The organism is Paenibacillus sp. 01T47 (genome assembly GCF_056398245.1).
In genome coordinates this window covers 241,272-257,485 of sequence record NZ_JBFTPA010000002.1, presented here as the reverse complement: position 1 = coordinate 257,485, position 16,214 = coordinate 241,272, and the positions used below count along the sequence as shown (strand labels likewise).

The 16,214-nt window shown below is 44.6% G+C and carries 16 protein-coding genes; 14 read left to right on the top strand and 2 right to left on the bottom strand.

Annotation, left to right across the window (positions count from 1 at the left end; translation table 11 throughout):
* Positions 1–48 precede the first annotated feature (48 nt).
* The 7 genes from AC1DOV_RS05180 to AC1DOV_RS05150 all read left to right on the top strand — a co-directional run bounded on the left by AC1DOV_RS05180 (position 49) and on the right by AC1DOV_RS05150 (position 7,565).
* On the top strand, positions 49–747 hold the full coding sequence (locus tag AC1DOV_RS05180) for a response regulator transcription factor (protein ID WP_076265833.1): 699 nt from the start codon (positions 49–51) through the stop codon (positions 745–747).
* Positions 744–2,102, top strand: coding sequence for a HAMP domain-containing sensor histidine kinase (locus AC1DOV_RS05175; RefSeq protein WP_076265834.1), 1,359 nt, complete (start codon positions 744–746; stop codon positions 2,100–2,102). Before AC1DOV_RS05180 ends, AC1DOV_RS05175 begins: the two co-directional genes overlap by 4 nt.
* 24 nt (positions 2,103–2,126) lie before the next feature.
* Entirely contained in the window at positions 2,127–2,987 is an 861-nt protein-coding gene (locus AC1DOV_RS05170; RefSeq protein WP_477511818.1) for a carbon-nitrogen hydrolase family protein, read from the top strand.
* 37 nt (positions 2,988–3,024) lie between these two features.
* On the top strand, positions 3,025–3,684 hold the full coding sequence (locus AC1DOV_RS05165) for a GNAT family N-acetyltransferase (RefSeq protein ID WP_477511819.1): 660 nt from the start codon (positions 3,025–3,027) through the stop codon (positions 3,682–3,684).
* A gap of 14 nt (positions 3,685–3,698) precedes the next feature.
* Positions 3,699–4,373, top strand: coding sequence for a GNAT family N-acetyltransferase (locus AC1DOV_RS05160; protein ID WP_477511820.1), 675 nt, complete (start codon positions 3,699–3,701; stop codon positions 4,371–4,373).
* Positions 4,370–5,146 carry an MBL fold metallo-hydrolase gene (locus AC1DOV_RS05155; RefSeq protein WP_477511821.1) on the top strand — a complete coding sequence of 259 codons (777 nt, stop codon included), beginning with the start codon at positions 4,370–4,372 and terminating at the stop codon, positions 5,144–5,146. Before AC1DOV_RS05160 ends, AC1DOV_RS05155 begins: the two co-directional genes overlap by 4 nt.
* A gap of 445 nt (positions 5,147–5,591) precedes the next feature.
* Positions 5,592–7,565 (top strand): endonuclease MutS2, encoded by a 1,974-nt coding sequence (locus tag AC1DOV_RS05150; RefSeq protein WP_477511822.1) that lies wholly within the window; start codon positions 5,592–5,594, stop codon positions 7,563–7,565.
* Positions 7,566–7,637: 72 nt separating this feature from the next.
* Here AC1DOV_RS05150 and AC1DOV_RS05145 read toward each other — a convergent pair whose 3' ends face one another.
* Positions 7,638–8,276 (bottom strand): thiamine diphosphokinase, encoded by a 639-nt coding sequence (locus AC1DOV_RS05145; protein ID WP_477511823.1) that lies wholly within the window; start codon positions 8,274–8,276, stop codon positions 7,638–7,640.
* Between the two features lie 223 nt (positions 8,277–8,499).
* Between AC1DOV_RS05145 and AC1DOV_RS05140 the strand changes: the two genes are divergently transcribed.
* Both AC1DOV_RS05140 and AC1DOV_RS05135 read left to right on the top strand, forming a co-directional pair.
* Positions 8,500–9,141 (top strand): trimeric intracellular cation channel family protein, encoded by a 642-nt coding sequence (locus AC1DOV_RS05140; protein WP_076265841.1) that lies wholly within the window; start codon positions 8,500–8,502, stop codon positions 9,139–9,141.
* Complete coding sequence (locus tag AC1DOV_RS05135; protein ID WP_477511824.1) at positions 9,138–9,635, top strand: low molecular weight protein-tyrosine-phosphatase; 498 nt, start codon at positions 9,138–9,140, stop codon at positions 9,633–9,635. Before AC1DOV_RS05140 ends, AC1DOV_RS05135 begins: the two co-directional genes overlap by 4 nt.
* A gap of 61 nt (positions 9,636–9,696) precedes the next feature.
* Here AC1DOV_RS05135 and AC1DOV_RS05130 read toward each other — a convergent pair whose 3' ends face one another.
* A complete protein-coding gene (locus AC1DOV_RS05130) occupies positions 9,697–10,434 on the bottom strand; it encodes an alpha/beta hydrolase (RefSeq protein ID WP_477549352.1) in 738 nt (245 codons plus the stop codon).
* Between the two features lie 290 nt (positions 10,435–10,724).
* Between AC1DOV_RS05130 and pdhA the strand changes: the two genes are divergently transcribed.
* The 5 genes from pdhA (at position 10,725) to AC1DOV_RS05105 (ending at position 16,171) form a co-directional block, all read left to right on the top strand.
* Entirely contained in the window at positions 10,725–11,792 is a 1,068-nt protein-coding gene (pdhA, locus tag AC1DOV_RS05125; RefSeq protein ID WP_339202659.1) for a pyruvate dehydrogenase (acetyl-transferring) E1 component subunit alpha, read from the top strand.
* Positions 11,793–11,812: 20 nt separating this feature from the next.
* Complete coding sequence (locus AC1DOV_RS05120) at positions 11,813–12,790, top strand: alpha-ketoacid dehydrogenase subunit beta (protein ID WP_339202658.1); 978 nt, start codon at positions 11,813–11,815, stop codon at positions 12,788–12,790.
* 14 nt (positions 12,791–12,804) lie between these two features.
* Positions 12,805–14,154, top strand: coding sequence for a dihydrolipoamide acetyltransferase family protein (locus AC1DOV_RS05115; RefSeq protein ID WP_477511826.1), 1,350 nt, complete (start codon positions 12,805–12,807; stop codon positions 14,152–14,154).
* Between the two features lie 3 nt (positions 14,155–14,157).
* Positions 14,158–15,573, top strand: coding sequence for a dihydrolipoyl dehydrogenase (gene lpdA / locus AC1DOV_RS05110; protein ID WP_076265847.1), 1,416 nt, complete (start codon positions 14,158–14,160; stop codon positions 15,571–15,573).
* Positions 15,574–15,685: 112 nt separating this feature from the next.
* Entirely contained in the window at positions 15,686–16,171 is a 486-nt protein-coding gene (locus AC1DOV_RS05105) for an acyl-CoA thioesterase (protein ID WP_441882416.1), read from the top strand.
* The last annotated feature ends 43 nt before the right edge of the window (positions 16,172–16,214 follow it).

The following is a 16,214-nucleotide window of genomic DNA, read 5'->3' as shown; positions in this document are numbered from 1 at the left end:
TTAACGGCATTAATATTATTTACAACTGGAAGCAGGTGAACCTCTAGAATGAAAGAACGTATTCTAGTCGTCGAAGATGAAGCGGGTATTTCCCGAATTTTACAACTTGAGCTTGAGCATGAGGGGTATACCGTAGGAACTGCCGCTGATGGCAGAACCGGATATGAAATGGCTTCGACAGGTGAATGGGAGCTTGTTTTGCTCGATGTCATGTTGCCTGAGATGAGCGGAATTGAAGTGCTGCGATTACTGCGACAAGCAGGAAATCCTGTACCTATTATATTGTTGACTGCACGCGACACCGTACCGGATAAAGTAAGTGGATTCGAGCATGGAGCAAATGATTATATTACAAAGCCGTTCGCAATGGAGGAGCTGTTGGCGCGGGTTCGCAACATTTTACGTATATTCCAGCAGTATCCGAAGGAAGCGGAAGGATCTGACATGATCAAGGTTGGCGACTTAACGATCGAGCTGCGCACGCGTAAGGTTTATCGCAAAGATATTTTGATCGAGCTAACGCCGCGTGAATTCGAGCTGCTCGTATACCTTGTGGAAAACAAAAATGATGAGAAATCGCGTGAAGATATTTTATCCGAAGTTTGGGGATATGATTTTATCGGTGAAACAAATTTAGTAGATGTTTATATCCGTTATTTGCGTCAGAAGTTGGACAAGGGTTATCGTCATAAGCTTATTCATACGGTTCGAGGAGTAGGTTATATGATAAAGGAGCCCGATGCATGACACTCCGCAAACGGTTTACGCTTTTCACCATTTTTTGGCTTATATTTATTTTGATTCTATTTAATATTTTTGTGTATTTCTATGTGATCAAAATAACGACTGAAAGTGAAGAAGAGGTCATTGCGAATAAGGTGAATCTCATGCTTGAGAATCCCCGAATTCAGAGCGGCCGAGGATTAAACTATCCGGAGCTGCTCAATGAGTATTACAACGTAAACGAAATGATCCGCATCATTGCGCCTAATAACAGGGTTGTAAATATAACAGGAACGGATGAGCTTCTGCAGCAGCTGCCAGCGACCTTTGAGGTGCATCACCATACCGGGATGATCACGAAGGGCGGAGAACGAATTTTGTTCATGCGAGTTCCGTTATATGACGGCAATCGTGTTATTGCAATGCTTGAAATTAATCGAATACTAGATGAATTGGACAATTATTTGCAGGTGCTGGTCGCAGCGTTAAGCGTCACGAGCGGCGGTGCCATTTTGTTTGCCATATTCGGAACGTATTGGTTTACTTCAAGACTAACGGCGCCGATTCAGCAAATGGTTAATACGATGCGAGAAATTGACCGAAGCGGGAAGCTTAGACAAATCGAGCTTAGCAACCGCGAGGAATCTGCTGAGCTTCTGCAGCTCGTTCGTGCATTTAATCAGATGATTGAACGACTTGACCGCACATTTGCTAAGCAGAAGCAATTCGTAGCAGATGCTTCTCATGAGCTCAAAACCCCTCTAACTGTCATCAGCAGCTATGCTGGTATGTTAAAGCGTTGGGGACGTGATGATGAGAGCTTGCGAAATGAAGCGATTGAAGCAATCGATAAAGAAGCTAATCGTCTGCAAAACTTAACAAAATCCATGCTTATGCTCGCTGAGGCAGAGCAGGAGGATTGGCTAAAGCAGGAGCTGTTTGATGTTGTTCAAGTGGTTGATGAGCTAGCAACGATGCTGCAAACGACGTTCGGCAGACCGATTCGAGTGAAAGCGATGTCCAAGGCGGTGCGTATGGTTGGAGACAAGGACAAAATCAGGCAGCTGCTCGTCATTTTGCTCGATAACGCGATTAAATATTCGAAGGACCCGATCGATATTACGATTACACTCGTTAGACATATCGTGAAAATCGAGGTTAAGGATAAAGGAATGGGCATTCCAGAAAACGAAATTCCGCATCTATTCGAGCGTTTCTACCGTGTGGATGGAGCCAGAAGCCGCACAACAGGCGGAGTAGGTCTCGGCTTGTCCATTGCCAAACGAATCATAGATTTGCATGAAGGAAAGGTAGATGTGTTTAGTCTGCCGGATTTGGGCACGACGATTACTTTGCAATTTAAACAGCGCAAACAATAACGATACGATTGGAGGATTTAACGAATGAAGTTTCGTACGGCAGCCGTTCAGTATAAGCTTGCTGATATAAATTCGTTTGAGCAATTCGCAGAACAAGTAACACATTATGTACGCAATGCCTCGGAATACGGGGCACAATTTATTTTGTTTCCTGAGTTTCTGACAACCCAATTGATGTCGATTGGAGATGAGCAGGGCGTAGCGCTTCCTATTGATCGGCTTCCTGAATTCACGGAGGATTATCTTGCTCTCTTTCACTCACTTGCTGCTGAATATGAGGTTTACATTGTTGGAGGCACCCACGTGATAAAACAAGCGGATGGAAGTTTGCGCAATGCTGCGCATCTTTTTCATCCCGATGGGAAAATTGACGTTCAGCATAAAATCCACATTACGCCACCAGAAGTAGAAGGCTGGAATATGTCGGCAGGTGAAGGTCTTGAGGTATTCGAGACCGCATATGGTACCATCGCGATGCTTACTTGCTACGATATTGAATTTCCCGAAATCGTTCGAATGGCCCGTGCTAAAGGTGCAGATGTCATTTTCTGTCCTTCGTGCACAGATGATCGTCATGGGTTCTATCGCGTAAGATACTGCTGCCATGCTAGAGCAGTTGAGAATCAAGTATATATCGTAACAACAGGTACAGTTGGCTCTCTTCGTAAAGTTGATCTGATGCGTGCAAATTTTGGTCAAGCTGCTATTATTGCTCCAAACGATATTCCGTTCCCGCCAGCCGGTATATTAAGCGAAGGCATCATCAATGATGATATGCTCGTCGTGGCTGACCTTGACTTATCTTTGCTTGAGGAAGTCAGGCTGAAGGGTTCTGTTACGACGTGGCGTGACCGTCGCACCGATTTGTATACCGATTGGACTTGATTTTTATCTTGTTTAGCGAAGAAAGGGGGAGGCAGTGATGCGTAAGGAGCTGTATTTGTTCATCGATGGAAAACCGCAAAAAGCAGTCATTCGCAATTATAAACCAGCAGATTTTGATGGATTGATTGAAGTTCAGCGGCTAAGCTTTCCTCCGCCTTACCCACAGGAGCTTTGGTGGAACAAAGAACAATTAACTGAACATGTGAACCGATTCCCTGAAGGTGCCTTATGCGCAGAGGTTGATGGAATGATTATTGGCTCCATGACCGGAGTAACTATCGATATGAATGATTATGGCCATGCTCATAATTGGGATACGATTTCTGACAGTGGTTATATTCGCAATCATAATATAAACGGGGATACTCTGTATGTTATAGACCTTTGTGTCATACCGGAGTTCCGAAAATCAGGCCTTGGCAAATGGCTCATGCAATCGATGTATGAAACGGTTGTTCAGCTGGGACTTATGAGATTGCTTGGGGGCGGTCGCATGCCCGGTTATGGCGCGCTATTACAGGAGATGACGCCAGAAGCTTATTTGGAAAAAGTGCTAACTGGAGAATACAAAGACCCTGTCATTACTTTTTTGCTTAGATGCGGACGGATGCCGATTGGGGTTGCTCATGATTACTTGGATGATGAGCAATCGGGTAACTGCGCTGCAATCATGGAGTGGCGTAATCCATTTAAATAAGGAGATGTACATATATGCTAACCTATCATCGAATCACAAGCATTGAGGACAAATATTTTGAACCATTACATAAGCTTCTTCAAACGATTTTTCCGCCTGAGGAAGTTCTTGCCTATGAACTTTGGCGCGAGCCGCTTGAAGACACATCCATTCATGTATATGTTGCATTGCATGAGGGGGAAGTCGTAGGTTCAACTGAATATCGATATTATCCAGAGCTGCGCGTTGCTATGACTGATTTTACGATCATCGGAAAACCATCAATTGGCATCGGTCGTTTTCTACTCCGCAATCGAGAACAAGATTTGCAGAAGCTAGCTGATCAGTCCGGTACTGTCTCGCTTGGCATGTTTGCTGAGGTATATGACCCTTATCGCGCAGGTGAGCATGCTTTTGGCGGAGTTTCACCTATGAATCCGTTTGTGCGTCGCGAAGTGCTGTCACATATCGGCTATAAGCGAATCGCTTTTCCTTATGTTCATCCTTCTTGGGACCATGAAGGCCAAGCTGTTGCTGAACTGGACTTATGTTTCCTTCCGAAGAATGAAGAGCAAACAACGATTGATGCAGCTCTAATCGCCTCATTCTTAGAAGGCTATTATGCCGCATTGCCAAACAAGCCGGAACAATGGCTTCAAATGATGGAACAAATCCGTGCATCGGAGTCGTTTGAGCTGCTGCCGCTATGACAAAGCTGATTTTTAGGGGAACTGGAGATTCCATGAGTGTGCCTCGCATTTATTGTGAATGCGAGGTGTGTGAGGAAGCACGGGACACACAGGAAAACCGCCGTTATAGATCGTCTCTGCAGCTGGAGGATCAAGAAGCTGGAACGGTATGGATTGACTGTGGGTCGGACTTCGCAAAACAATTAGAGATGGCCTCACTGCGTGAGATCGACACACTGCTCATTACACATGCTCATTTTGACCATATCGGTGGATTGGTGGAGTGGGCAGACGCTTGTCGCTGGACGAAAAAAAGAGGTCAAGCTTACGCGCCCACTGAAGTCATTAAAGAAATATTAGATCGTTTTCCTTGGCTAAATCGGCAGATTGAGTTCCATTCATTTGACACTCCTATTATGCTCGGCAAATGGCGAGCGTACAGCTGGCGAGTCAATCACGGGAAAAACGGCTATGCCTACGCATTTCGCTTTGAACATTCAGAAACAAACTGCAAATGGGTTTATTGCTCTGATTCCATCGGCCTGACGGATGAGCAGCAGCAACATTTGGCTGATCTTGATTTGCTAGTACTAGGAACAAGCTTTTACGAAGAGCCTTTTGCTTATGAAACTCGTTCTGTCTATGATGTTGTTGAAGCTATCGAGCTTATCCAGAAATGGAAGCCCAAACAAACTTTTCTCACACATATGTCGCATGATATTGATCTTCGGAGAGATTATAAGCTGCCCGATCATCTTCATTTCGCACGAACGGGCATGTCCATTTCTTTATAGCCATATACAGTAGATTAAGTCTAGCTTGACAAGCTGCTTGTCTTTTATGTACATTTAATAAGAATCCTATTTTGGATTAACTTTTAACAATATGCTTAAAGGGGAAATTTTAATGTTTGCTGGTGTCCATAACTCATAAATTGGATAGAGTCAGATGAACGTTGGTCTTGCGACGATTCCCAGTGTGAATTCACTGAGATGCAAGGCTCTATTTCGTGATCTGACGCCAAGAGTTCTGGACATGAGGATTTCCGCCTGAAGCAATTCGACAGCGGCCCAATCACCGTGCTCTCGCAGCGCGGTTTTTTTATATCCATTTTCATGTTAACGATTTTGTTAGCGGTGGAAATGGTATTGGAGCATTTGTCGATCAAAGACAGGAATGGAACGCGCCCGCGTTCTGTTTCTGTCTTTTTTTTTACTCAAAATAGAGGAGGCCACACAGATGAATGAAGCATCTTGGCGAAGATTGGAATTTGATAAGGTAAAAGCAGGCGTAGTGAGCTACACGATATCACCCGCAGGACGATTGTTGGCTGAAAGGCTTGAACCAAGCACGAAGCAGCGGCAAGTTGAAGCATGGCTGCAAGAAACGTACGAGGCTGCTGAACTTCTCGGAAGCGGAGCAAGCATTCCATTATCCGCAATGGACGGCATTGATTCGTTTCTGTCACTGCTCGGCAAAGGTAGAATTTATAATGAGCAGGAACTTGAGCAGTTGTCCGTATGGTTAAGCTCTGTTGTGCAAATGAAAAAGTACATGTTCAGCAAACGTGAGATTGCGCCAACGATTTCCGCTTATGCGGAATCTATGTACGATTGTCCCGTACTTAGGGACGAACTAAAACGTTGTATTCGTTACGGCCAGCTGACCGATCAAGCGAGCTCTGATCTTGCCTACATCCGCAGACATATTTATGCGGCGGAGGACAAAATCCAGAAAAAAATGGAGAATGCGCTTCATAAATATCGTACTGCTCTACAAGAGCCGGTCATCAGCAAGCGCCATGATCGGTTTGTCATTGCAGTAAAGCGCGAGCATCGCAAGCAGGTGCCAGGGACAGTATGGGATGAATCCGCAAGTGGTCAGACCTTATTCGTTGAGCCATTAGACGCATCAGAGCTTCAGGTGGAACTGCAGCAGTGGAAGGCGGATGAGGAGCGGGAGCGTACCGTTATATTATCCCGATTGTCTGAATATACCGAGTCGTTCTCCTTTGAGCTGTTTCGCAATGTAGAAGCTATGGCTTCATTTGACTTTATTACGGCAAGAGCGAAGCTCTCTAGGTCGTATAACGGTAAAAAAATTGAGTTATCCGATCAGCCAGTCGTTAGACTCGTCGGTGCACGCCATCCACTGCTAGGACAACATAGCGTACCGCTGCATGTGGAGCTCGGATACAAATGGAAACAGTTAATTATTACTGGACCGAATACAGGTGGCAAAACGGTAACCTTGAAAACCATTGGATTATTCGTATTGATGGTTCAATCTGGCCTCCTGGTTCCAGCTGAGAAGGGGAGCGAGATCGGTGTATTCCAGCACGTTATCGCCGACGTTGGAGATGGACAAAGTTTGGAGCAATCACTGAGTACATTTTCTTCTCATATCACCGTTCTTAAGGATATGCTTCAAGCGGCTGGCCCTAGAGCACTGCTTCTGCTTGATGAATTGGCGGCGGGTACCGATCCATCAGAAGGGATAGCGCTCTCTATCGCACTATTAGAACAACTGTTGAAAAAAGGAGCATTGGCGGGAGCAACGACTCATTTTAATGAAATTAAAGCTTTTGCTGCGCGAACCCCTGGATGTCAAAATGGGAAAATGGCATTTGATGCGGAAACGTTAAAGCCGCTTTATCGCTTAGAGATGGGGGAAGCAGGAGAGAGTCATGCATTCGCGATAGCAAGGCGCTTTGGTCTGCCAGAAGAGGTGATGCAGCGTGCAGAACATTTGCTTGTGCGGAAAGAAAATCCATCTCATGAAACACGCACAAGTGAGCAATCAAGAAATGAAAAGGAAGCTCAGAAAACGTCATCTTCAGCAGCTGCAGATTTTATTAACAAAAATTTAAAAAAGGTTGATGAAACGAAAGCACAGAACCCGAAAGAAGCAAAAAAACCTTTTGAGAAAGGTGATGCTGTTTGGATCTATCCTCTAAATAAAATGGGTGTAGTATATCGGCCTGCAGATGAACGAGGAAATGTGATTGTTCAAATTCAAGGGCAAAAGCTTACGTTCAATCATAAACGGTTAAAGCTGTATATCGCCAAAACGAAGCTTTACCCGGGTCAAAATGAGGAGTATGATCTCGATATTGTGTTTGAATCAAAGGAGAATAGAAAAGCCCGCAAGCTGATGAATCGCAAGCATGTAGAAGGTTTAGAAATTGTTACAAAAGAGGATGAGCTTCTCTAAAGGATTAATCTTGAAAAAACAAAGACCCGACAGGAGGATTAATTGCCTCGGTTGGGTCTTTTGTTGAAATCGTTAGTCACGACTTTGGATGACCAACAATAAGCCTTTTCTTATGGTGATGGTTCCATTAGATGATACAAGGACATTGCTAATCCCGAGTGACTGACCAATCGTTAGCTCGGCGTCAGTCAGCGGATATTGAAAACCATCAAGCGTTATTCCTTCTACTTTTAACGACAACGGAAGCAAAGAAACGTTAGGATATCCTTGCTGCTCGATGTTTAATTGATCGCTAATCAAAGAAATTTTATTATGGTCATCGATGATCGTCATTTTCACCTGTTGCTGGGAAGAAAGCGCGAGCAGGTGGACATTAGCAAGTGAATGATCAAATCTAGTGCCCAGCGCTCCGAGTAAAATGATTTCAGTAGGCTGCAAGTCCAAGGCGAGACGTATGGCCATTTCCGTATCGGTGTAGTTTTTGTCGATGGGGTCACAAGCTATCGTTTGACCGCTATTTTCTCGAATTTCTAACAAATCTTCTTCTGATACGGAATCAAAGTCTCCGATCGAAATATCCGGACGTCGTCCGTTCTTAATGAGAAAGCGAGCACCGCTGTCTGCTCCAATAAGCAGATCATCGGGCTTTATATGTGCAAGTGCCCAGGCGCCAAGCTGGCCGCCCGTGCATATGACGATGCGAGGATGCATGATGAATTTTCCTTTCTTTTTGGCGAAATCTAATGTAATTCACTCCAGTATAATGCCTTTTGTTCTATAAAAACTAGAGGAGTGGAATAACTGTATGGATAAACGAATGAATTTCACGAAATTTGTCGTTGCGTATCCACATCCTCCCAGCTAAAATGATGAATGAAAGTCAAGGTGCATTGATCGGTTCATGTACGGGAAGCGAGGAGCATTTGCTGTGAGTATGGACATTTTTGGTATTTTTAGCATTATCGGAACAATTGCCTTTGCAGTCAGCGGAGCGATTGTCGCTATGGAGGAAGAATACGATATACTAGGTGTGTTCGTGCTTGGACTTGTCACAGCATTTGGCGGCGGTGTCGTGCGTAATCTGTTGATAGGTATGCCAGTTACATCGCTTTGGAATCAAGGATACCTACTCAAAATAGCTATCATTGCCATGACGATTGCTTTTCTATTGCCTGTTGACTGGATTCAGCGCTGGCGACGGAGCGAGGCATTTTTTGACGCGATTGGATTATCAGCCTTTGCTATTCAAGGAGCGCTGTATGCAACGCAAATGAAGCATCCGCTCAGTGCGGTTCTTGTTGCGGCCATGCTGACAGGGATTGGCGGCGGTATCATTCGCGATGTGCTAGCAGGCCGCAAGCCGCTTGTGCTAAAAGATGAAATTTATGCCGTATGGGCCATGCTTGCAGGTCTCGCGATTGGACTAGGTTGGATAAAATCAACCTTGGAGCTCTTGGTTTTATTCGTTATTATTATTAGCTTCCGCATGCTATCTGTCTATTTCAAGTGGAAGCTGCCAAGACGCACGTTACATATTCATACTTCTAATGAACAGCAGAAAAGAGGAATATCATGAAAGCTCGTATTTTATTTGTTTGTCTCGGAAACATATGCAGGTCCCCAATGGCTGAAGCTGTTATGCGCCATCAGGTAGAGCAAGCAAAATTGACAGATCAAATTATGGTTGATTCCGCAGGAACCGGTGACTGGCATTTGGGTCATCCGCCGCATGAGGGCACAAGGGATCAGCTGGATCAGCATCAAATTTCACATCAAGGTATGAAAGCTCGATTAGTTACGCCTGATGACTACAACACGTTTGATTATATCGTATGTATGGACACAAACAACTTACGAGATGTTCGCAAGCTGTTTTTTGGAGAAGGTAAAGCTACAGCAGAGGAATCCAAGCGATTGTTTACTTTTATGGAGCTGCTGCCTGCGAGAGGAATAGCCGATGTGCCTGATCCTTATTATGAAAACAATTTTCCGTTTGTTTATGAGTTAGTCGACAGCGGATGCAAGGAGCTTCTCAAACGGATAAAAGCAGATTTGAAATTAAATGAATAAATTCATTAAAAAAGCTGTCCAACAGTTCCGTAAGGAGCCTGCTGGACAGCTTTGCTTTTGATTATTCAACCTCAATAAAATAGGCGAGAGCTTTATCAAGCTCTTTTTGCCAGAAACCCCATTGATGCTTGCCGTCTTTTTCTTCATAGAAGACAGTAGCTTGATTGAGTTCGAGCAGCGCCTTGGCGTTGCGATTCAAAGCTACAAAATCAAATACGCCACGGTCCGTTTCATAGGCATCCTCTTGCAGGCCAACAATCATATAAATATTGAGCCAGCTTAGGTCTCCTGCTGCCGAAATGATGTTTTGGGATATGCCATAAAAAGCACCTGATAATGACATGACACGTGTAAATAGCTGCGGATAGGAGAGAGCTAAATGCAAGGAAACGGAACCGCCGAGTGAATCGCCTGCCAATAATCGATGCTCTGGTTCTTGTCTTACCGCATAACGTTCCTCAACAAACGGAATGAGCTCTTCCGCGAAAAACCGAATGTATGCCTCGTGCCGATTGCCATCTGGCGTGTATTCCTCCGTACGCTGCTTTTTGTCGACATCAACACCTACAATAATGAAGGGCTCAAGTCCCTCATCCAAAATCAATCGCGTCGCTGTAGTAGCAATTCGCCCAAAGTTGAAAAAATCTTCGCCATCCTGGCAATAGACGACCGGGTAGCTAAGCACCTCGTTATAACCTGGCGGCAAAAAGATACGTAAATTGCGGCTTTGTTCAGCCAAATATCGGCTTGGCACGGTTTCCTTTACTATTGTTCTCTTCAAATATCGCTCGTCTGTCATTTCTTTCTCTCCTATCGGTTGAATTTATTGAATGGAAAACATCTGTTGTGGGTAAACAATAGAAAGACAATCAAAGGAATCACATCTATTTCTGTCTTGTTGTATTATGCTGTTATACTAATAAATAAAGTCTGTAGCATATACAATTTCTTAAAAGAATGATGAGAATCAGCGAAAAAACAACGGTTTTTGTGTTTTTTGCTTTGACCATTTTCATTAAACAGGTTTATAATAATTCTATAACAGAGGTAAACGATTTTCAAATATTTCGATTGAGGTGAGCGATCAAAATGAGCAAATTGCCATACGAAGTTCAAACGGAACCGGTAACTCCGCTATCTGTCTTGTCACTCGACGGGGAAGTTGTTAACCCGGACTTATTGCCGGCTTTGTCTGATGATCAATTAAAAGAAGTTATGTACCGCATGGTATTTACTCGTACATGGGATGAGCGTGCTGTTAATTTAGGTCGTCAAGGAAGACTTGGCTTTTACGCTCCAGTATCAGGTCAAGAAGCATCAATGGTTGGTAGCGAATACGCGTTAAACAAAGATGATTTCATTTGCCCAGGATACCGTGATATGCCACAGCTTGTATGGCATGGTTTGCCATTGTACCAAGCTTTCCTATATTCTCGCGGACACCAACAAGGTGGTCAAATTCCTGAGGATGTACATGTTCTAATGCCGCAAATCATTATTGGCGCACAAGTATTGCACGCAACTGGCGTAGCAATGGCATTTAAGAAAAAGAATGAAAAACGTGTAGCTATCACTTATACAGGCGACGGCGGTTCGTCAGAAGGCGACTTCTACGAAGGCATGAACTTCGCAGGCGCTTATAAGCTGCCTGTCATTTATGTTGTACAAAACAACGGCTATGCTATTACTACACCTTACTCTAAGCAAACAGGCGCTTTGTCTGTTGCACATAAAGCTGTTGCTGCTGGTATCAAAGGTGTTCAAGTGGATGGTATGGACGTACTTGCTGTTATCAAAGCTGTTCAAGAAGCAGCAGAGCGCGGCCGCAATGGCGAAGGCGCTACTTTGATTGAGCTTCTAACTTACCGTTTCCGTCCGCATTCCTTGGCGGATGATACGACTAAATACCGTACAAAAGATGAAGAAGCAGAATGGGCTTTAAAAGATCCGCTTGTTCGTTTCGGTAAATATCTAGAGAAAAAAGGCTTGTGGACTGAAGAAGACACAAACCGTGTGAAAGATGAAGCAAAAGCAACTGTAACTGAGCACATCAAAAAAGCTGAAGCAGTTGAAAAAATGACTGTAGCGGGCTTGATCGATAGCATGTTCGAAACAACACCGCAATACTTGGAAGAGCAAAAGGACGATTTTCAATAGAAGAGGAGGATCTGACGATCATGGCTCAAATGAATATGTTGGAAGCAATTCGCGATGCGATGCGCGTAGAACTTAAACGTGATTCGAACGTTGTCATCTTTGGTGAGGACGTAGGTAAAGTCGGCGGAGTATTCCGTGTGACAGAAGGTTTGCAGGATGAGTTTGGTGAAGATCGCGTATTTGATACGCCTCTTGCTGAGTCAGCTCTTGCAGGTATGGCAGTTGGTATGGGGTTGCAAGGCTTCCGTCCAATCGCTGAAATTCAATTCGTAGGTTTTATTTATGAAGCGCTTGACCAAATGTTTGTCCAAGCTGCTCGTATGCGTTACCGCTCTGGCGGTCGCTACAACTCACCAATCGTATTCCGTACACCTTTTGGCGGCGGCGTTAAAGCGGCTGAGCTGCATACAGATTCCCTTGAAGGTCTTGCTATTCAAACGCCGGGTATCAAGGTTGTCATTCCTTCAAACCCGTATGATGCAAAAGGCTTGATGATTTCTGCAATTCGTGAGAATGATCCTGTATTTTTCATGGAGCACTTGAACTTGTACCGTGCGTTCAAGGCTGAAGTTCCTGAAGGTGAATATACAGTTGAGATCGGCAAAGCAAATGTTGTTCGCGAAGGCAGTGACGTAACGATCATTTCTTATGGTCTTATGGTTCACACAGCTGTCAAAGCAGCAGAAGAACTTGAAAAAACAGGCGTGAGTGTAGAAGTTATCGATCTTCGCACACTGCTTCCGCTTGATATCGATACAATCGTTGCTTCAATTAAGAAAACAAACCGTGCTATTGTCGTTCAAGAAGCACAAAAAACTTCTGGCGCAGCAGCAGAAATCATTGCTCAAATCAATGAAAAAGCTATTCTGCACTTAGAAGCTCCAGTACTACGTGTTGCTGGTCCGGATACTGTATATCCGTTTGCTCTAGTTGAGGATGCGTGGCTTCCTACGGTAGCACGTATTTCTGCAGCAGTTAACAAAGTACTGAACTTTTAAAGGAGGTTAAAGCGGTGGCTAAATTCGAATATCGTTTCCCAGAGCTCGGCGAAGGTTTGCACGAAGGCGAAATCATTAAAGTGCATATCAAAGTCGGAGACACGGTTACAGATGATGACATTATTATGGAAGTTCAAAACGATAAAGCGATCGTCGAAGTGCCTTGCCCAGTAAATGGTAAAGTACTCGAAGTTCTCGTAAAAGACGGACAAGTTTGCCACATTGGCGAGGTTGTTGCAATCATTGATGCAGAAGGCGAATTGCCAGAGCAAGCTGAACCAGCAGCAGCTGAAGCACCTAAAGCAGAAGCACCTAAAGCAGAAGCTCCTACAGCGGCGGCAGCACCAGCAGTTGAGGCGCCTAAAGCTGAAGCTCCTGCAGCACAAGCAGCAGCTGCTCCTAAAGCAACTGGCGGTCTTGTACTAGCAACACCTAGCGTTCGTAAATTTGCACGCGAGCAAGGCGTAGACCTAACACAAGTAGGCGGAACTGGCAAAAACGGACGTATCACTCGTGATGACGTAACTGGTTTTGGCGGCGCTCCTGCTGTTGCAGCTACAGATGCATCTGCTCCTTCAGCTGAACAATCAAGCAACGCAGAAGTTGCAGCTAAAGGTGCTGGCGAAGCTAAACCTGCTGCAGTATCGGCTGGAACACCGTACCGTCCGGAAGAGCGCGTACCATTCAAAGGTATTCGCAAAATCATTGCTAACGCAATGTCGAAATCGGTTTATACAGCTCCACATGTTACGATCATGGATGAAGTTGATGTAACGGAGCTAGTAGCACTTCGTGCTAAATATAAGCCTTATGCTGAGAAAAAAGGCTCCAAGCTTACGTACTTGCCGTTCATCGTGAAAGCTCTTGTGGCAGCATGCCGTGAGTTCCCGATCTTGAACGCAACGCTTGATGAGGCTAATCAAGAAATCGTTCTTCGCAAATTCTACAATATCGGTATCGCTACAGATACAGATAACGGTCTAATCGTGCCGGTTATTGAAGATGCAGATCGTAAAAACCTATTCAAAATTGCTGACTCGATCCGTGATCTAGCTGCTCGCGGCCGTGACGGTAAACTTGCTGCTAACGAGCTTAAAGGCAGTACAATCTCGATTTCCAACATTGGTTCCGCTGGCGGTATGTTCTTCACTCCAGTTATCAACTTCCCTGAAGTTGCAATTCTTGGAACAGGCAGAATTACTGAAAAAGCAATTGTTCGGGGTGGTGAAATCGTAGCTGCTCCTGTAATGGCTCTTTCACTTAGCTTCGATCACCGTCTTATCGACGGCGCTACAGCTCAAAACTTTATGAATTACATCAAAACACTTCTGGGTCAACCAGAACTGTTCATAATGGAGGTATAAGACATGGTTGTTGGTGATGCTTCCCTAGATATTGACACTCTAATTATTGGTGCGGGCCCAGGCGGTTATGTAGCAGCGATTCGTGCTGCTCAACTTGGTCAAAACGTACTCATCGTGGATAAAGAACATGTAGGCGGCGTATGCTTGAATGTGGGCTGTATTCCATCGAAAGCACTTATTTCCGCTTCACATCAATATGAATCAATCAGTCACGCTTCCGCATTCGGTATCGAAGTTGGAGAAGCTAAGGTTGACTTTACTAAAGTGCAAGAGTTCAAAAACGGCATCGTGAAAAAATTGACAGGCGGCGTTGCTTCTCTTCTGAAAGCAAACAAAGTCCAATATTTCCAAGGCGAAGTTATGTTTATTAACGAAAACGAAGCGCGTGTATTCAACGATCAAGAAGCGCCTCGCTACCGTTTCAAAAACTGCATTATCGCTACAGGATCACGTCCAATTGAACTAAAAGCTTTCCCTTTCACTGGCCGTATCGTATCTTCAACAGGCGCATTGTCCTTGCCAGAAATTCCGAAGAGCCTTGTCGTTATCGGCGGCGGCTATATCGGTATCGAGCTTGGTCAAATGTACTCCAAATTCGGCACAAAAGTTACAGTAATTGAAGGCTCCGACGCGATTTTGCCGGGCTTTGACAAAGATATGTCCAACATCGTTGCGAAGAAACTAAAAAGCACGAATGTGGATATCATTACTGGCGCACAAGCAAAAGGTGCTGAGCAAACAGATAAAGATGTTACTGTAACTTATACAGTTGGCGATAAAGAAGAGAAAGTAACTGCGGATTACCTGCTCGTAACGGTTGGACGTCGTCCAAATACGGATGGTGAGCTAGGTCTTGACCTTATTAACGTGAAGCTGTCCGATCGTGGACTAGTTGAAGTTGATGAGCAATGCCGCACTAACATTCCTCATATTTATGCGATTGGCGATATCATTGCTGGACCTGCGCTTGCGCACAAAGCAATGTACGAAGGCCGCATCGCAGCTGAAGCCATTTCGGGTCAATCTAGTGTTATTGACTACAAATGTGTACCAGCAGTTTGCTTCTCTGATCCAGAATGCGCAAGCGTTGGTTTCAGTGAGAAGGAAGCAAAAGACAAAGGTCATAATGTAAAAGTTGGCAAATTCCCGTTCGCAATCAATGGACGTGCAATGTCGCTTAATGCAAATGAAGGCTTTGTTAAACTCGTATCCGATGCAGACTCCGGTCTTGTACTTGGTGCGCAAATCATCGGTATTGAGGCTTCCAATATGATTGCTGAGCTTGCTTTGGCTATCGAAATGGGCGCAACTCTTGAGGATATCGCACTTACAATTCACGCGCATCCTACACTTGGTGAAATCGTGCTTGATGCAGCTGAGGTTGCACTTGGCCACCCGATCCACACTTTTATTAAATAAATCGCAATAATGCTATCGTTTTGCGACAACAGAGGTCACGCGGCTCTCCAGCCGGCGGGGCCTCTTTGCGCTTCAAGAGCTTTAATCCAACAAATAGGAGGCGTACACGAGCATGGAACAATCAACGAAACTGGCTAGAGAATCGCGAACAATTATGACGCAGCTGATCTTTCCTTTGGACACGAATCATTTTGATACGATGTTTGGTGGAAAGCTGATGGAGTACATGGATAAGGTTGCTGCGATCTCAGCCATGAGACATGCACGTATGCAAGCTGTAACCGCATCAACGGACAGTCTTGATTTTTTGGCGCCGATTCGGGTCGGAGAAGTTATTGAGGTTGAAGCCTTTGTTTCGTGGACACATCGTAGCTCGATGGAAGTGTTCGTGTCCGTTCAATCCGAAAATTTGTTCAGTGGGGAGCGCAAAACGACAGTTACTGCTTTTTTCACTTTTGTTGCAATTGATGATCATGGCAAACCTGCTATTGTTCCAACTGTCGTCCCAGAGACAGAAGAGGAGATAAAGCTGCATCTTTCCGCTCCTGAGAGGCATGCGCTGCGAAAGAAACGAAAGCAGGACAGAAATCCTGGTTGATGATATAATTAATTGTTATTTTTCTGATTTTTTTCATGATAGG